Source organism: Bacillus sp. FG16, from assembly GCF_057809515.1.
Window position 1 is genome coordinate 31,889 of the sequence record NZ_JBMDKC010000026.1, and the last position, 15,441, is coordinate 47,329.

Genomic DNA, 15,441 nt, shown 5'->3' on the forward strand with positions numbered 1-15,441 from the left:
AATTGCACCTCTTTTACTTTAATAAGCCTTCAAAACATGAAGTAAATAATCCTTACGATTCAGCGGATTATAATCAACACGTTTTCGAGTAGGGAAGGGAGCCATAAGCTTTGTGAAACCAGCTGGCTTCGTTGTAAATATGCCTTCTCCTTCTGTAAATGAATGAAGCATGCGTTTAAAATTCTCTGTTTTCGCAACAGGTAATGATCCTGTTAATTGGTAAGAATCATTATATAATATAGGCTCTGCAAAAGTTGCTGGAACGGCAGCGAGCTTATACATTGCGGTACTAATTGCCTGCTCCGGTACAGTTAATTCAAACTCATTTACTGGTTCATATACATATGTTTCAGCTTGCTTTAAAGCATCCATTAATACGATCGGTGTCAAATTTCTAAAGTCACTCGCTGTTGTAACAGGACTAGCATAACCAGTATGTGTTAACGTGACCATAACATCTGTAACTTCCCAACCATATAAACCTTGTTTTAACGTTTGAAATACTGTATCTTTAATTGCTTTATGAAATGCTAAAGGCAATGAACCAAGCTCAACACCTAATTTATACGTTATGCCAGAGTTAAGTTCACCACGTTCAATTTTAAAACCAATTGTTGCGTAAAATGGATTCGCTTTTTCACCCATGACTTCAACGGAATTCCCAATGCCAATTGGCTTTTCAATACATACAACTCGCGTATTTGAGAAAGTAACCTGTAAGTTATATTTCTCATAAAGTGTTGTTTCGATAACCTCTTTTTGTACTTCACCGAAAAGGCGAATATAAAGTTCATTATGAACATCATCTTTCCACACTTTAATAAGTGGATCTTCTTCACAGAGTTCCATAAGTGCAGCGTATAAATCATGAATTCGCTCTTTAGGTACCGCATCAATCGCTGCTTCCATTTGTGGTTCGGCAAAGTGAATATCTTTTATATAATCCGTACGTTCACCGATAATATCACCAATTTTTATATCATTCAGTCCCCACACTTTGCAAAATTCTCCGCTAGGAACGATAGTAGATTGAACAGCATTTCCGCTATGAAACATACACATTTTTTTAATCTTTTCTTTATGTGGTAGAGACTCATCGCGCTGTATATCAACATATTTTCTAACATGTAAGCTACCTGAAAAAACTCTTATATACGCAACCTTTTCTCCAGAAGGTTCACGTTCAATTTTAAAAACAACACCGGATAATGGTTCCTCTTGTGCCGATGTAAGAGCTGGCATTAGGGCCGGAAGTTTTTCAAGTATTTCAGTTACTCCTATACCTGTCATTGCTGAACCGAAAAAGATTGGATACACATTTGCTTGCTGTATTTGCTGTTCTAGTTTTTCTCTTAATAGTGCGTCCGGTATTATTTCGTTATTTACATATGATTCAAGTAATGATTCATTAAATGATGCTAACAGTTCCATACAACCGTCATATGATTTGTATTCAATGATCCGGGCTTCTTTCGTTCCTTCGTTTAGAACAGAGTAGAAGGGGAATGCTTCATTTGAAAGAACCTCTTTTATTTGTTTCATAACTTTTTCAGTGTTTGCTCCACTACGATCAATTTTATTAACGAATAAAATAGTCGGTATGTTTAGTTTCTGTAATGTTCGCATTAAAATTTTTGTTTGTGCTTGCACACCTTCAACGGCAGAGATAACTAAAATCGCACCGTCTAGAACGCGGAATGATCGCTCCACTTCAGCGATAAAATCAGCGTGTCCAGGTGTATCAATGACATTTACTTTTACATCATCAATAAAGAAAGAAACGACAGATGCTTTAATCGTAATTCCGCGTTGTCTTTCTAATTCCATTGAGTCAGTTTGTGTATTACCACTATCAACTCGGCCAATTTCTTTAATCACATTCGTTTCATAAAGAATACGCTCAGTCAAACTCGTCTTGCCAGCGTCTACGTGCGCGACAATCCCTATATTTATTGTTGTCATTTGTGAATATCCTCATTTCATTTTCCATTTTCATTTCCTCATTTCTATTTGTGTATTGCCGCATTATCAATCACTCTCCAGTCATTTAAATTATTACTATTATAGTGCAATTAACATTATTTGTAACGCTACAAAGCGCCTTAATTTGGAAAAAATAAAATGAAAACAAAATGCTTGCATTCTAAATCGATATAGATTATATTAATTGACATATCAACTATTGATACATCAAATGTTTTTATTTTGATTGTAAAGGAGGGTTAATTTGACAAGTTCATGCTCAAAAGAAGCGATTATTTTATATAAATTACACTTTCTAAATAAAGAAGTAAGTTCGAAATTTGAAGGGTGTACGGGTATGAGCCAGTCTCGATTAGAGCTTATACTTCAATTATTTGAAGTAGGTGAAATTAGTCAAAAAGCACTTCAGCAAGAAGTGAATATTGATAATGCTGCGATAACAAGGCATTTAAAGCAGCTTGAGGCCAATGAAATGATTGTAAGACGTAAAAATCCAGATGATAACAGAATTACGTTAGTTTCTCTTACTGAAGAGGGACGAAATAAAATTCAGGCGTTTCAAGAGGAAAAAGAACGTTTTGCCGCATCTGCATTTAAAGGATTAAGTGAGGAAGAACGCGATAATCTTTTAAATATGTTAAATCACATTCAAGAAAATATAAAAGAATTATAAAAAAGGGAGAATACAACTATGACTAACTCAGTAAAAACAAATGATTTTAACGAAATTTTAACAGGACGTCGTTCAATTCGTAAGTACGACCCTTCAGTGAAAATTAGCAAAGAAGAAATGACAGAAATTCTTACAGAAGCAACACTTGCACCATCTTCAGTAAACATGCAACCATGGAGATTCGTAGTGATTGAAAGTGACGAAGCGAAAGCAACACTTGCGCCACTTGCGAAATTCAATCAATCTCAAGTAGAAACGTCTTCAGCAATGATTGCTTTATTTGGTGATTTAAACAACTTTGATAACGCAGAAGAAATTTACGGTACAGCAGTAGAGCGTGGACTTATGCCAGCAGAAGTAAAAGAAGATCAAATGAAAAAACTTTCAGCTTACTTCTCTATGGTTACACCAGAAGTAATGAAAGACACAGTACTAATTGACGGTGGTCTTGTAGCAATGCAATTTATGTTAGCAGCTCGTGCTCACGGCTATGACACTTGTCCAATTGGTGGTTTTGAGAAAGATCAAATCGCAGAAGCTTTCGGACTAGATAAAGACCGTCACGTACCAGTTATGTTAATTTCAATCGGAAAAGCTGCAGACAGTGGTTACCAATCAGTACGTCTTCCAATTGAAAAAGTTGCTGAGTGGAAGTAATTTTATAAAAGAACTTCAATAAGTGAAAGATGAGAGGGGAAGCACCATGATTATTATTCACGCAATATTTCAAGTAGACCCAGCGAAACAACAAGCATTTTTAGAAGAAATTCAGCCACTACTTCATGGTTCAAGAGAAGAAAGTGGAAATATTTCTTATGATCTTTATAAAGATACAGAAAAAGATAGTGTATATACGATGGTAGAAGTATGGAAAGATGAAGCAGCAGTTGCGAGTCATAATACGAGTGAACACTTTACATCTTTCGTTAGTAAAGCACCACAATTTTTAACTGCTCCGCTTAATATAAAAGTTTATAATGGAGAGTTAGTAAAATAATAAGGTAGAAAAAGATGACTTTAGCATATGGCTGAGGTCATCTTTTTTTTATTCGTAGAATCTATTTTCGATACAGTTATGTTGAAATAGAAGATTTGCTCGTATCTTCAGTAATAGTGGTGAATTGCGTGTTAAATTCGAACATTCGGTTTATTAGAATATTCTACCGTGGTATAATTTTATTGTAAATAAATGGTATAGGGGAGTGGGAGATGGGAGAATTTCAAAGTAATTTGCATAGGGCAACGCAACTTGCAACGAAAATGAGAAATGCTTCAGATAGAATGCAAAATGCTACTAGTCGCTCTATAAATAAGGCAACGCGTACTACACTATCTGTGAACTTCAAAGCACAAGAAGCAAATCAGCAAAATTTACAGATCACGAAACAATTTTGCGCTGCTTTTCAACAGACGATTGATAATATCCATTCCGTAGCAAATGAATTTGAGAAAATGGATACCGGACTTCAAAAGACTTTTCAATAATGTAACGGCCTACGTAAAGGGGAAAAGGTAGGGAGAAAAGATGAGTCAAGAAATTGAAATGAGAATCAGTCAATGTAATCAAAAATTACGAAGTATATTTGAAGAGCAAAATGAAAACCGAATTGCGTTGCAAAATCAAGAACGAGATGAGGCTAGTTTTCATGAATGGAAAAATAGAAGCAATCGTTTATTTAACCGAATACTAGAAACTTGGTATGGTGACAAAGAAGTATTTCACCTGTTCACGAATATGCGGCAAGAGATCAGGCAGTATGAAAGAAAACTTACATTCGAATTAGAGAACGAAAAAGAGACGTTGCTTAAAGAAAAACGGCATCTCAGTGAGAAAGAAAACGACCTTTCCTATGAACAGCAGCAACTACAAAGGGAGGTCAATGCATGAGTTTAAACATGTATTTGGGAGAAGTACAAAGTCAAACTCAAAGTATGAACGCTATATGTAATGCTACGATTCAAAGTATGGAACAAGCCATTCAATCTATTGATGCATTTGCGATAGATACAGTATTACAAGGACAAACATACAGTAGTGCAAAAGCCTACCTTGTCCAAACATTTCGGCCATTAGCGCAAGGAATCATATGCTTATGTGAAGAATTAATTCGCCAAAACGAAGCATTCCCAAATGAGTTCCAAGCAAAAGTTGCTTCAACAGATGTGATCGAACATGAAATAAGACAACAAATACAGGAAATTAATCAATCGATTGCAAGTATAGAAGCAATCGAAGTACTTACACCGATGCCTGGAGTAGACGCAATTGTAACGGTATTAAGAGCAATGAGAAAAAAACTGGAAGAAAAACTAGAGCATTTATATGAATTCAATCATTCATCCAGCAACAACTACAGCACCGCCCTCCAATTAGCAGCTAGCATCACAGCCGGACTCTCTGAAGTGCAAAGCGGGAAAGGATTTAGTCCTGTGAGTGGTACGTTTCATAGTGAAAGGTTAAATATGGAATGGGCAAAGCAAATTCAAATAACTATAGAAGAGAAAATACGGAAATCTGACAATGGTATTGGAAAAAGCGTAGACTTAGAGCACAATGTGTATAACGAAACGGAAGGAATAAGTAGCGAAAATCAATCTATCAACAATAGATTTACAAAAGAAGAGATACAAGCGACACAAAAATATCTTGAAGGGATTAAAAATGGTACAATAAAAGGGAATATAGGTGAGGATTTCCATGTTGAAACCGATGATTATGAAATGGAGCATAACATCTTTGGCCAGCCAGTCGGTGGTAGAAGGCCAGTACTCGATCCTTTTTTAATCGGTGTGGCGAAGTTTGGATTCGATTTTCTCTTTGGTGATCTTTTCACACTCTTTGACTCAGAAGCTACCTATGGTGAAAAACTCCTAGCAGTTGGAATGATGTCCCCATATGGAAAGGGTGTAAAAATAGTTGATAAACTTCATGATTTAAAAAAGGTTGGAGATGTGAAGAAAGCAACGTCTGGGAGTGTGGGGGTTACTAAGGGTACGGGTAAGACTACAGAACCATACGATGTAGTACCGTATAGGCCAAGCAATTCACCACTAGAAAATCATCATGGCGTTATGGATGTATGGGCTAAACATAATGTCCCCGATTATGTTAGTAGAGGGGCGAATACTCCAACTATAGCTTTAACTAAAGAGCAACACAATGCTACTAAAGCTGTTTATAGGCAATGGCTCTTTGATAAAACAGGGAAAAAGGTTGGAGGTAAAGTAGATTGGAAATCTGTTTCACCAAAGGAAATACAAGAATTGACGGAAAAAATGTTTGATGCTGCGAATGTACCACGTTTAGCTAGGCAAGAATATTATAGGGCTTTTAATCAATATAATTTTAGGGAGTAGTTCAGATGGAAAATATTAATCAGTTGATTAAAAAAGTAAAATCATTACCTAATTGTCGAGTTCAGGAGCCTACAGAATTACCGATAATTGATAAGAATAAGCATATGCTACCAGATGATTTAAAAGAGTTTTATAGTCTTTGTGGTGGTCTAACTTTATTTGAAAATGAGGAATATTCTATTCAAATTATTACCCCAGAGGAGTTTATTTTGGCTAATCCCGTAATTGTAGGAGAGTTATGTGAAGAAGATATTTCATCAAATTGGTATATTATATGCAATGATGGCAAGGATGAATATTTAACAATAGATCTTAGTGAAGAGAGATTAGGTAGATGTTATGATAGTTTCTTTGATCGACATGGAATAGTTGGAGAGACGCAAATTATCGCAACTTCATTCACTGACTTACTTGAAAAACTTATTAAGAACAATGGACAATATTGGTATTGGCTAAAGAGTGAATTTGAATCACTTGGAGATGCTTATGATGATCAAGAGTGAAAAAGAGAGTCTTTTAAGTGGGATAAGAAAGTGAAAAGGTGTTTGAAAGTAGGTACTCTATGATAGTTGAACCATCATGGAGTACTGTGAATGATAGAATAGAAAAAGAAGTACGAGCTTAGGCGAGATGACATTTTACTGTACGACGAATATAAAGGACATGGAATGGGCATAAAACTAACGAACTCGTACAAACTCGTAAGGTTTAACGTAGTAATTGTCATAACATACAAAAGGTGTCATGATAACTACTACAATACTTACAAATTTATGTTACTTAAAAACATATGAACTTAAAGCACTTGATGTCAATTAAAGGCAACAAGTGCTTTTTATTTTAAGATTACAACATAGGGTAAGGCTGATACTAGATTTGCCTATAAGAATAATCCTATGGATAATCCAAAAGCGGTAAAAGATATACTTGAAAATTCAAGTGCAGTTTATGCGTTTTCTCCAAGTCAAAAATCGGAGAGTATAGCTGGATTTACTGATTCACTAGACTAGATAAACTCAGAACAAGTGGCTCAGGCAACAGGGGTATCATGATAAAAATGATGGAGTAAGTATGGATATGGAACACCATCATCCAGGAAAAAGGGGAAGAAACCGTCAAACTGACTGGAAAGAAATTAGGTGCCTAACTTAACCGTGAACCACGTGATGCTTTAGCTCGGGAGATAATTGATGCAAGGAATATTTATATAAAAGAAGGACTTTACACTCCTGAGATACGTTCAGGACTATTAGAAGTAATAAAATTAAATAAAACAAAGTACCCAAATATTTTTGACAGACAATAGGAGGTGGGGAAAGTTGGACATTTTAGTCGAACTTACCGAATTAAAGAATAATCGTTTATTAAGAGATGAGAATGAAGTAGAAAAATTTGAAAAATCTATTGGGAATATTTTAGAAATGGAGGATGTTAACCATATAGAAGTATTGTGTCAAGGCTTTGATGATTTAACTGAAAATGATGAAGTAATGTTTGGTTTAATTCATGCTATAGAGTCGTATGACAAGATTGTTAGTTCTGAAGTTTCACTGAAAGTGTTAGCTAATTCTATTCCTAAGATGATTCCTCATGCTAAGGAATGGTTAAAGATACTTCACAAAAGAATATTGAATCATGAACCATCGAGGAATATTTATAAAAAAATCATCCCTACATTAAACAATGATATTCAGAAATATGTTGTTTCTCAATTAACTAGTATTAAAGAAAGAAACCCAAGTCGTTTTGAAGAAAGTGTAAATTCAATATTAGATTTTTTAAAGTAAGTTAAAAACCTTGACTGGCTAAATGCCTTTCAAGGTTTTTTAGTAAACTAAAAGGTTTTACTTTTTGAAGATTTCACATGTAAATCAAAACTTATAATAGTAAATTGATATTCAAATATAGCGACAAAAATTACAGAATAATAGTTATCTATTAAATGAAACTACAATTCATAAGTGTTGATTTCTTTTTCTACCATTTTAAAACAAATATTATATTACTCCTGAGATTAACGCAAATAGCTACCACAATATTAGGCGATAGGGCACTAAATAAAGTAGGCTATATCACAAAAGGAGCAAAAGCATCAAGTGGAGTAAGTACATTTGCTAATGCAGTAAAATTAGCAAAAGAATTGAAGCCTACGCTTGAAATGTTACAATCATTTAAGAGAAATGCTTCCTATGCATTCTCTAGTGTTGGTGGAACTATTGTAACCAAAATACCTCAAGGCGAATTATTAGAAGCTTTTTATAAGTTTGCGAAGTCTAAAGATGGTGGTAAGGGTAAACCTAGCAGTAACAAAAATACAAATGTAGACAATTTTGATGCAAAAACAGCTACAAATAAGCAAAAAGGGAATTATGGTGAAATAAAATCTAGTGACAATTTATTGAATAATCAAAGTTTAAAAGAAGCTGGATTTGATTTAAAGCCAGTCGGAAAAAGTGCACCAACAGGTATAAATGATAAAATAGTAAAAGGAATTGATGGATTATACGAAAATGCAAATCCAAATTCAAATATTAAATATGTTATTGATGAAGCTAAGTTTGGTAGTTCACAATTGGGGAAAACTAAAGATGGACGACAAATGTCAAATGATTGGTTGAACGGTTCTGAAACTGGAAAAAGTAGAATATTGAAAGCTGTTGATGGAGATGAAGTATTAGCAGAAAAGATTGCGAATGCATTGGAAGATAGTGAAGTTGAAAGAGTATTATCAAAAGTCGATAGTAGTGGAAACGTAAAAACATATAGGTTAGATGAAGAAGGAAACAATATTGGAGAATGGCCATAATTTAGAAGCTAGGAGGAATTAAATAGAATGAGAGATAAATTGTGCATAGAAGAAAAATGTAAAAAAGGAATAGAACTCCATAAAAAGTTTATTGAAGATAATAGAGAGGAGATTAGAAGTTTAGAAGAAGATGAAAAGAATGGTATACAAAGAAAGCCTAAAGATAATATAAGTATTATAGAAGGAAGATATTTAAGGAATTTTATACATGAGATGAACGACATTAGAGCAATGTATTCTTTAGGAGAAGACATTAGCACAATGGAAGTATATTTTTATAATGCAATGGATGATTTAGAGCATACAGGAGCTAGCAAAGTGGGTTATATATATATGCTTTGGATAATTTCTTTAGGAATTTTGTTAGAAACGGATAAAAAGAATATAGAAAGATTAAAAAAGATAGTTGATAAAAAAAATGTGAACGACGCAGTAATTGATTTCCTCTTATGCGCTAGTGATATCGGATACACAAAAGTGACGAATAGATATTATAAAGAAAATCCATATGCAAAAACGAGAGAGATTATAGAACTTGCACAAACAGATAAAAAAGAAGCATCTAAAAGATTACAAACGTACATGGAGAAAGAATGGTTTAAAGGCCATTATGATTATGAATGGAAAAATGCGCATAAAGAACCTGGATATGTAGGGTATTGGAGCTTTGAGACAGCTGCAATAGTAAAGATACTCGGACTTGATGATACAAGTTTAAAAGATAATAATCATTATCCATATGATTTGGCACATTATAAAAATGAAATGAAATTCAAGCATATAGACCTAAGTGAATATCACTATGAAGATGAGACAGAAGAAATCGAGGATATAGTAGAAGGAATTGAACATAATCCTGCATTGGAAAATATTATTCCGCCAAAATGGCATTCATTAGTCAATGAATTAATACATGATTATGAGAATATGGATGATAGTAGTTTTTATGAGAAATACAAAAAAACAATAGGAATAGGTCAAGTGTGGTTCTTACCACAAGAGTATGAAGAAGAAAATGAGCAAAAAAATCTATTAGGAAGTTTAATTGTGTTTGCCCTGACGGTAAGAGATTATATATTACAATTGGACTATAAAGAAGATTTAGAGGACTACATTGATAATCTTAAAAATTTCTGGAATGTTTCAGAAACAAAGTTAATTCAATTTATGTTAGAGAATGATCAAAATTATTATGCTTGGGTACCAAAAGAAGCAAACATCCCAAATATGTATGAAGTGAAGATTGAGAGTGTCGATGTAGAGGAAGTTCTATAACGAACAAATCGAAATGGTTTTTATTATATGTAATATTAGAATGCATTTTACTAGTTAATTGAAAACAATGCATGCGTGGGAGAAAAAAGGATGTATTGTTACTAAAAATTAGAGGGAAAGAAGGCTGTTGGATTGAGTTAAGCACCTCATTGTCAATATACGACAATAGGTGCTTTTTTGCGTGCAATGAAGAAAAAATAAAAGATTCATTTTCACTCTATTTCATCTTCAGATTACATGTTATAATTTGGAAAAAAATATATTCTTAATTTTTAGATAATTAAAAGGTGGTAGATACTATATGAGTACATTAAAGAAGATTACTAATAATATTTCGAAGGTTATTATAGGAAAAGATGAATCGATTGAACTGGCAGCTATAGCTCTTATAGCAAGAGGACACATTTTATTAGAGGATGTACCTGGGACGGGAAAAACAACATTAGCGAAAAGTTTGGCTAAAAGTGTGGACGCTAAATTTCAAAGAATACAATTTACAGCGGATACTTTGCCTGGAGATGTTATTGGCCTTGAATATTTTGATGTGAAGGAATCGGATTTTAAAACGAGGTTAGGACCCATTTTTGCAAATATCGTATTAGTGGATGAAATTAATCGAGCTGTACCGAGAACACAATCTTCGTTACTTGAGGTTATGGAAGAGCGTACTGTTACAATTGCGAAACAGACACATTCATTACCAGAACCTTTTTTAGTTATAGCAACGCAAAATCCACTCGAATCAGCGGGCACATTTCCGTTACCAGATGCTCAGTTAGACCGGTTTTTACTCACAATACGCCAAGGTTATCCTACGAGAGAAGCTGAAAAAGAAATGATGAATCGGTTTCAAATGAATGATCCATTAGAAACGTTACATTCTATTATTTCAAGTGAAGAAATTATTATGATGCAAAAGCGTGCAAGAGAAGTGTTAGTAGGGAATGATGTGCAAGATTATCTTCTTGAAATTATTGAAGCAACTCGTAACCATGAGTTAATTGAAATTGGTGTAAGCCCCCGGGGAACGTTGGCATTTATGAGAGCGATTCAAGCACGGGCAATATTAAATGAAAGAGATTACTGTACGCCAGATGATATTAAGACGCTCGCTGCATCCGTTTGTGCTCATCGTTTAACGTTAACAATTGAGGGAGAGATGAAAACGACGAAAGAACAAATTATGAAAGAAATTCTTCATACGATTAGTGTGCCAGTGGAGAATGTACGATGAATCAACAGCTTGTGTATACACCTTTAGCGGAGCCTTTCGTAATGGGGGTTATGTCAGTTGTAGCCGTTATTTTAAGTGTATTTTCAAGTAATCTACTGTTTTTATCTCTCGTATTTTTATATGTAATTTTAATAGGTGCTACGCATGTATATATACGTAAAGTATCTCGTGTTGAATGGGAATACAGTCAAGGGAATTCGAATGTTTTTATAGGTGAAACGAATATGTGCAAAATGAAAATTTCAAACAAGTCGATATTTCCTATTCTTAATATCGTATTTCGATTTAAATGTGAAAATAAGCTAACTTGGAATCATGATGAAATAAACAAAAATCATAGTACAGGTTCAAATTATTATATGAATTTTAATTTAAAAGGAAGGGAGTCAGTTTCATTTGATTTGCAAGCTGTAGCGTTAAAAAGAGGCATCGCGAAATGGGAAGAAGTTGAAATTGTTATTACTGATCTCTTTGGATTTATAACGAACCATATAACATATAAACAAGTTGATACGCCCTCTTATTTAGTCTTACCAGCAGTTCCGAAAATACAAGTTCCTGAATTACAAGAATGGTCACGAGGATTTCGAAAAGCGATGTCTTCACCCTTATATGATGAAACGAAAGTAATGGGAGTAAAGTCTTATGAAAATGAAGATTTTCGTTCCATCCACTGGAGTGCAACAGCGAAAGCAGGGATGATAATTGCGAAAAAGTATGAGCGAACACAATGTGATAAATACGCGATTTATCTCAACTTGCAAAATAAAAGTGGTGTTTCTTTGCGAAATGATATAGAGGAACTAATTGAATTAACAGCAGGTATATGCAAACAACTTCTTATGCAAAACTGTTCGTTTGAAGTATGGATCAATAGTGTAAAAGATAACGGTTTGCTACATATAAAAAATGGGGATAATCGGAAACATTTGCAAAATGTATTAAAAGTACTTGCCTCAATATCGGACCAAGATACTCCTGTATCTTCCACTTATTTTTACACAGCAGGCTTTCGTCGAAAAGAATTGGATGCAGTTCCTTTAATTCTTGGTACTTCCCCAAGGAAATACACCAGAACGAATAAATGGGTTGTAATTAAAGAATAAGAAGGGGTTTATGTCATGGTTAATAAAGAGAGACATATGGAAGTAAAGTTGTGGAGTGTTAGAGTATTAATACTACTTTTCTTTACGGTTAGTGCGATAACGTTTTCACAAGGTGTTGTGCATGTACAAGACATAGTAAAAGGGCTTTTTTCTAGTAAGACGGAGACAATATCAGAAAGAAATTATGATTTTACTAGTGTAGACTCACAGTTTGATGAACCTGAAAGAATTATAGATGAAGAAACAGGAGTTGTAGATACAAGAACAAAAATAGATAGGAAAATTCCACTTTTTGTACGAAAAAATTCATGGACTGATGTGTTTTCTGTTCTTTCAAATTCATGGATTAGTGTCGTTTTTTATGTAATTATTGCAGTGGTTATTCTATATGTTTTTTATAAATTATTGAGGAAAAAGGTAACGAAATCAGAAATACAACAGGATAAACAATCGATAACAAAAGAAAACACGGATAGAACTGAAAAGAACAAGAAAGTGAAGCATCAGTTTGAACAGCCGTTACCGACAGATACGATAAGAAAAACGTTAGTTGAATGGGAAAGAACATTACCATTTCATGAACAGAGAAGATCCTATGAAACGATGCAACAGTGGTTAAAAAGAATTAGTAGAACGAGAAATATTACTTCGCTATATGAGTCTGTTCGTTATGGTGAAAAGACGTATACGGAGTTAGATGTGGAAAAAATAATGAAGTGGGTAGAGGGAGATGGGAAGGTGGATATGTAAATATCCACCTTTACTTTTTAGTATAGAAATTTGATTATCATGAATCATTTTCAAATATAAAACTGCCTTCAAATAAGAAAATGAAATTAACTGTAAATTAACTTTATTTACTTATACTTCATTACATGTTAACCTATACTTAATTTTTATAAATTATAATTAATTTTTGATTTTTTAAGGGTGTGAAAATGTAATGAAATCGGTATTAAAAAGCATACTTATTTCCTTTGTTTTTTCAGCAGTAGGTATGTGTTGGTTGTTGTTCTTATTATTTCAAGGGGACGGTGATTGGTTATTATCTTGGATAGGCGTATTAATGTCATATTTATCTTTATATACTTTAATAGATTTATACTGTAAAAATACATACGATAAAAAATTAAATAAATGGCTTATAAAAACAGCGGTGACTAGCTTTAGTTTTGCAGTATTAGGAATCTCATTTTGCATCATACATGAGCTATTAACACCATGGAGTCTTAGTTTAATGGTGTGGTATTGGTTGCTAATGTTAGTATTATTTTTAACGACTATAATATCATTAATCAGTTTAGTATTTGTTAATCGTAAAAATCACAATTTCACCGTTGGATATAGAATGCTCATACTTCTAAATGTATTTCTTACATTAGGACCAGTATTATGGCCGTTATTACTTTCTATTATTGGAAATGGTATGAATGCTAGTGCAGGCTGGTAAAAAGGAATTTAGATTAGTTGTGTAAAGAATAGGATGAAAAGCTGATATAGAATTTTAAATGTTTATGAGAACATGTTTACATAAAAAGTGAATACATGTTCTCTTTTTATTTGCATGCATAACTCTACCTCAGTTTACCCTATTTAAATTTAAACGTAAGTATTTTGTAAGGAATGAATAAGAAAAAAGAGAGATTTATCGTATAGGATGAAAGTATAGCTTGAATCAATACGATATTAATAGAGGAGAGAAAGCCTTATGAAAACACGTAATCAAATTAAGTTGGCAAGTTTAGCAGTTTTATTAGCGGGTACTACTCTATCTACACCTGGTTTTACTGTGAAAGCAGAGTCTACTCAAAATATTTCTAATTCGTCACAAGAACCTAATCAAAAGAATCGGAATGGATGGAAACAAGTAATGCAGGAAACAATACAAATTGGGGCACCAGGGGTATTAGCTAAGACGTCTAATAAAGGGAAAGTTAATAGTTATACTGCTGGCGTGGCGGACTTAAGTACAAAGAAACCGGTGAAATCGGATTTTCGCTTTCGGATTGGTAGTGTGACGAAAACTTTTACCGCCACGACTGTTCTTCAATTAGTAGGAGAAAATCGCGTACAACTTGACGATCCAATTGAAAAGTGGCTGCCGGGTCTCGTGCAAGGAAATGGGTATGATGGAAATCAAATTACGATACGACAACTTTTGAATCATACGAGTGGTATCGCTGAATATTTAAAGTCAAAAGACGCTGACGTAATGAATTCGAAAAAAACGTATACAGCAGAAGAAATAGTGAAAATAGGCCTTTCTCTGCCTCCAGATTTCTCGCCCGGCAAAGACTGGTTGTATTCAAACACAGGATATGTAATATTGGGAATGCTTATTGAAAAAATAACTGGTAATAGTTATGCGGAAGAAATTGAAAAGCGAATTATTGAACCTCTGGACTTGCCAAATACGTTTTTACCAGGAAATTCACCCGTCATCCCAGGAAAGAATCATGCTCGTGGATATGTGAAAATGGAAGAAACAGGCGAGTTGAAAGACATTACGTATTATAATCCGAGTTTAGCTAATGCAGCTGGAGATATGATTTCTAATGCGGATGATTTAAACAAATTCTTTTCATCTTTACTCGGTGGTAAGTTACTGAAGGAACGCGAGCTAAAAGAAATGCTTACTACAGTTCCTGTAGAAGGAAAAGGGGTTGGGGATGGATATGGTCTTGGAATCTATGAGACTAAACTTCCAAATGGTGTCTCAGTATGGGGGCACGGAGGATCAATTCCTGGGTTTATGACTTTTGCTGGTGGAGTAATTGGAGGCAAGCATACATTTGCTGTCAATGTTAATTCTTTAGGTCCGGTTGATATTCTTACACAGTTTGATAAAATGATGCAAGTTGAATTTAATAAATAGATGAAGAAAAAGCGAATAGGTTTCTGCAATAGCTGTAAATAAAAGAGATGCTTTTTAAATTTCACAAATAAGGACAGTATTAACATTCATAATATGGTATTAAGTATATGTAGAACATAAATATGATACAAG

The 15,441-nt window shown here is 33.9% G+C and carries 15 protein-coding genes and 1 pseudogene; 15 read left to right on the plus strand and 1 reads right to left on the minus strand.

From position 1 onward, the window contains the following. Positions 1 to 18 precede the first annotated feature (18 nt). Positions 19 to 1,962: an elongation factor G gene (locus ACODS7_RS12065; RefSeq protein WP_089171336.1), complete on the minus strand. Its 1,944-nt coding sequence runs from the start codon at positions 1,960 to 1,962 to the stop codon at positions 19 to 21. Between the two features lie 265 nt (positions 1,963 to 2,227). Here ACODS7_RS12065 and ACODS7_RS12070 point away from each other — a divergent pair, with 265 nt between their 5' ends. The 15 genes and pseudogenes from ACODS7_RS12070 (at position 2,228) to ACODS7_RS12140 (ending at position 15,309) form a co-directional block, all read left to right on the plus strand. Next, positions 2,228 to 2,656, plus strand: a complete 429-nt coding sequence (locus tag ACODS7_RS12070; RefSeq protein ID WP_000204162.1) for a MarR family winged helix-turn-helix transcriptional regulator — start codon at positions 2,228 to 2,230, stop codon at positions 2,654 to 2,656. 18 nt (positions 2,657 to 2,674) lie between these two features. Continuing rightward, positions 2,675 to 3,313: a nitroreductase family protein gene (locus ACODS7_RS12075; protein ID WP_016122744.1), complete on the plus strand. Its 639-nt coding sequence runs from the start codon at positions 2,675 to 2,677 to the stop codon at positions 3,311 to 3,313. Between the two features lie 46 nt (positions 3,314 to 3,359). Further along, entirely contained in the window at positions 3,360 to 3,653 is a 294-nt protein-coding gene (locus ACODS7_RS12080; RefSeq protein ID WP_088115471.1) for a putative quinol monooxygenase, read from the plus strand. A gap of 212 nt (positions 3,654 to 3,865) precedes the next feature. Next, a complete protein-coding gene (locus ACODS7_RS12085) occupies positions 3,866 to 4,141 on the plus strand; it encodes a TIGR04197 family type VII secretion effector (protein WP_088115470.1) in 276 nt (91 codons plus the stop codon). Between the two features lie 40 nt (positions 4,142 to 4,181). After that, positions 4,182 to 4,544: a DUF3958 family protein gene (locus tag ACODS7_RS12090; protein ID WP_000076583.1), complete on the plus strand. Its 363-nt coding sequence runs from the start codon at positions 4,182 to 4,184 to the stop codon at positions 4,542 to 4,544. Then, positions 4,541 to 6,013 (plus strand): T7SS effector LXG polymorphic toxin, encoded by a 1,473-nt coding sequence (locus ACODS7_RS12095; RefSeq protein ID WP_098137652.1) that lies wholly within the window; start codon positions 4,541 to 4,543, stop codon positions 6,011 to 6,013. The genes ACODS7_RS12090 and ACODS7_RS12095 overlap by 4 nt, the downstream gene beginning before the upstream one ends. A gap of 5 nt (positions 6,014 to 6,018) precedes the next feature. Beyond that, the gene (locus ACODS7_RS12100; RefSeq protein ID WP_043936976.1) at positions 6,019 to 6,516 is read left to right on the plus strand and encodes an SMI1/KNR4 family protein; all 498 of its coding nucleotides are present in this window, start codon (positions 6,019 to 6,021) and stop codon (positions 6,514 to 6,516) included. Positions 6,517 to 7,332: 816 nt separating this feature from the next. Continuing rightward, positions 7,333 to 7,800 carry an Imm30 family immunity protein gene (locus ACODS7_RS12105; protein ID WP_043936975.1) on the plus strand — a complete coding sequence of 156 codons (468 nt, stop codon included), beginning with the start codon at positions 7,333 to 7,335 and terminating at the stop codon, positions 7,798 to 7,800. Positions 7,801 to 8,027: 227 nt separating this feature from the next. Then, positions 8,028 to 8,819, plus strand: a pseudogene (locus tag ACODS7_RS12110) (cytoplasmic protein); the annotation flags it as partial. Positions 8,820 to 8,846: 27 nt separating this feature from the next. Next, positions 8,847 to 10,094 carry a PoNi-like cognate immunity protein gene (locus ACODS7_RS12115; protein WP_243168231.1) on the plus strand — a complete coding sequence of 416 codons (1,248 nt, stop codon included), beginning with the start codon at positions 8,847 to 8,849 and terminating at the stop codon, positions 10,092 to 10,094. Positions 10,095 to 10,395: 301 nt separating this feature from the next. After that, complete coding sequence (locus ACODS7_RS12120) at positions 10,396 to 11,328, plus strand: AAA family ATPase (protein ID WP_029442670.1); 933 nt, start codon at positions 10,396 to 10,398, stop codon at positions 11,326 to 11,328. Further along, positions 11,325 to 12,434, plus strand: a complete 1,110-nt coding sequence (locus ACODS7_RS12125) for a DUF58 domain-containing protein (RefSeq protein ID WP_088115465.1) — start codon at positions 11,325 to 11,327, stop codon at positions 12,432 to 12,434. Before ACODS7_RS12120 ends, ACODS7_RS12125 begins: the two co-directional genes overlap by 4 nt. A 15-nt stretch (positions 12,435 to 12,449) precedes the next feature. Then, positions 12,450 to 13,184, plus strand: a complete 735-nt coding sequence (locus ACODS7_RS12130) for a hypothetical protein (protein ID WP_029442668.1) — start codon at positions 12,450 to 12,452, stop codon at positions 13,182 to 13,184. Positions 13,185 to 13,377: 193 nt separating this feature from the next. Further along, positions 13,378 to 13,884 (plus strand): DUF3902 family protein, encoded by a 507-nt coding sequence (locus ACODS7_RS12135; protein WP_000843829.1) that lies wholly within the window; start codon positions 13,378 to 13,380, stop codon positions 13,882 to 13,884. Positions 13,885 to 14,142: 258 nt separating this feature from the next. Beyond that, complete coding sequence (locus ACODS7_RS12140; protein WP_098640451.1) at positions 14,143 to 15,309, plus strand: serine hydrolase domain-containing protein; 1,167 nt, start codon at positions 14,143 to 14,145, stop codon at positions 15,307 to 15,309. Positions 15,310 to 15,441: the final 132 nt, after the last annotated feature.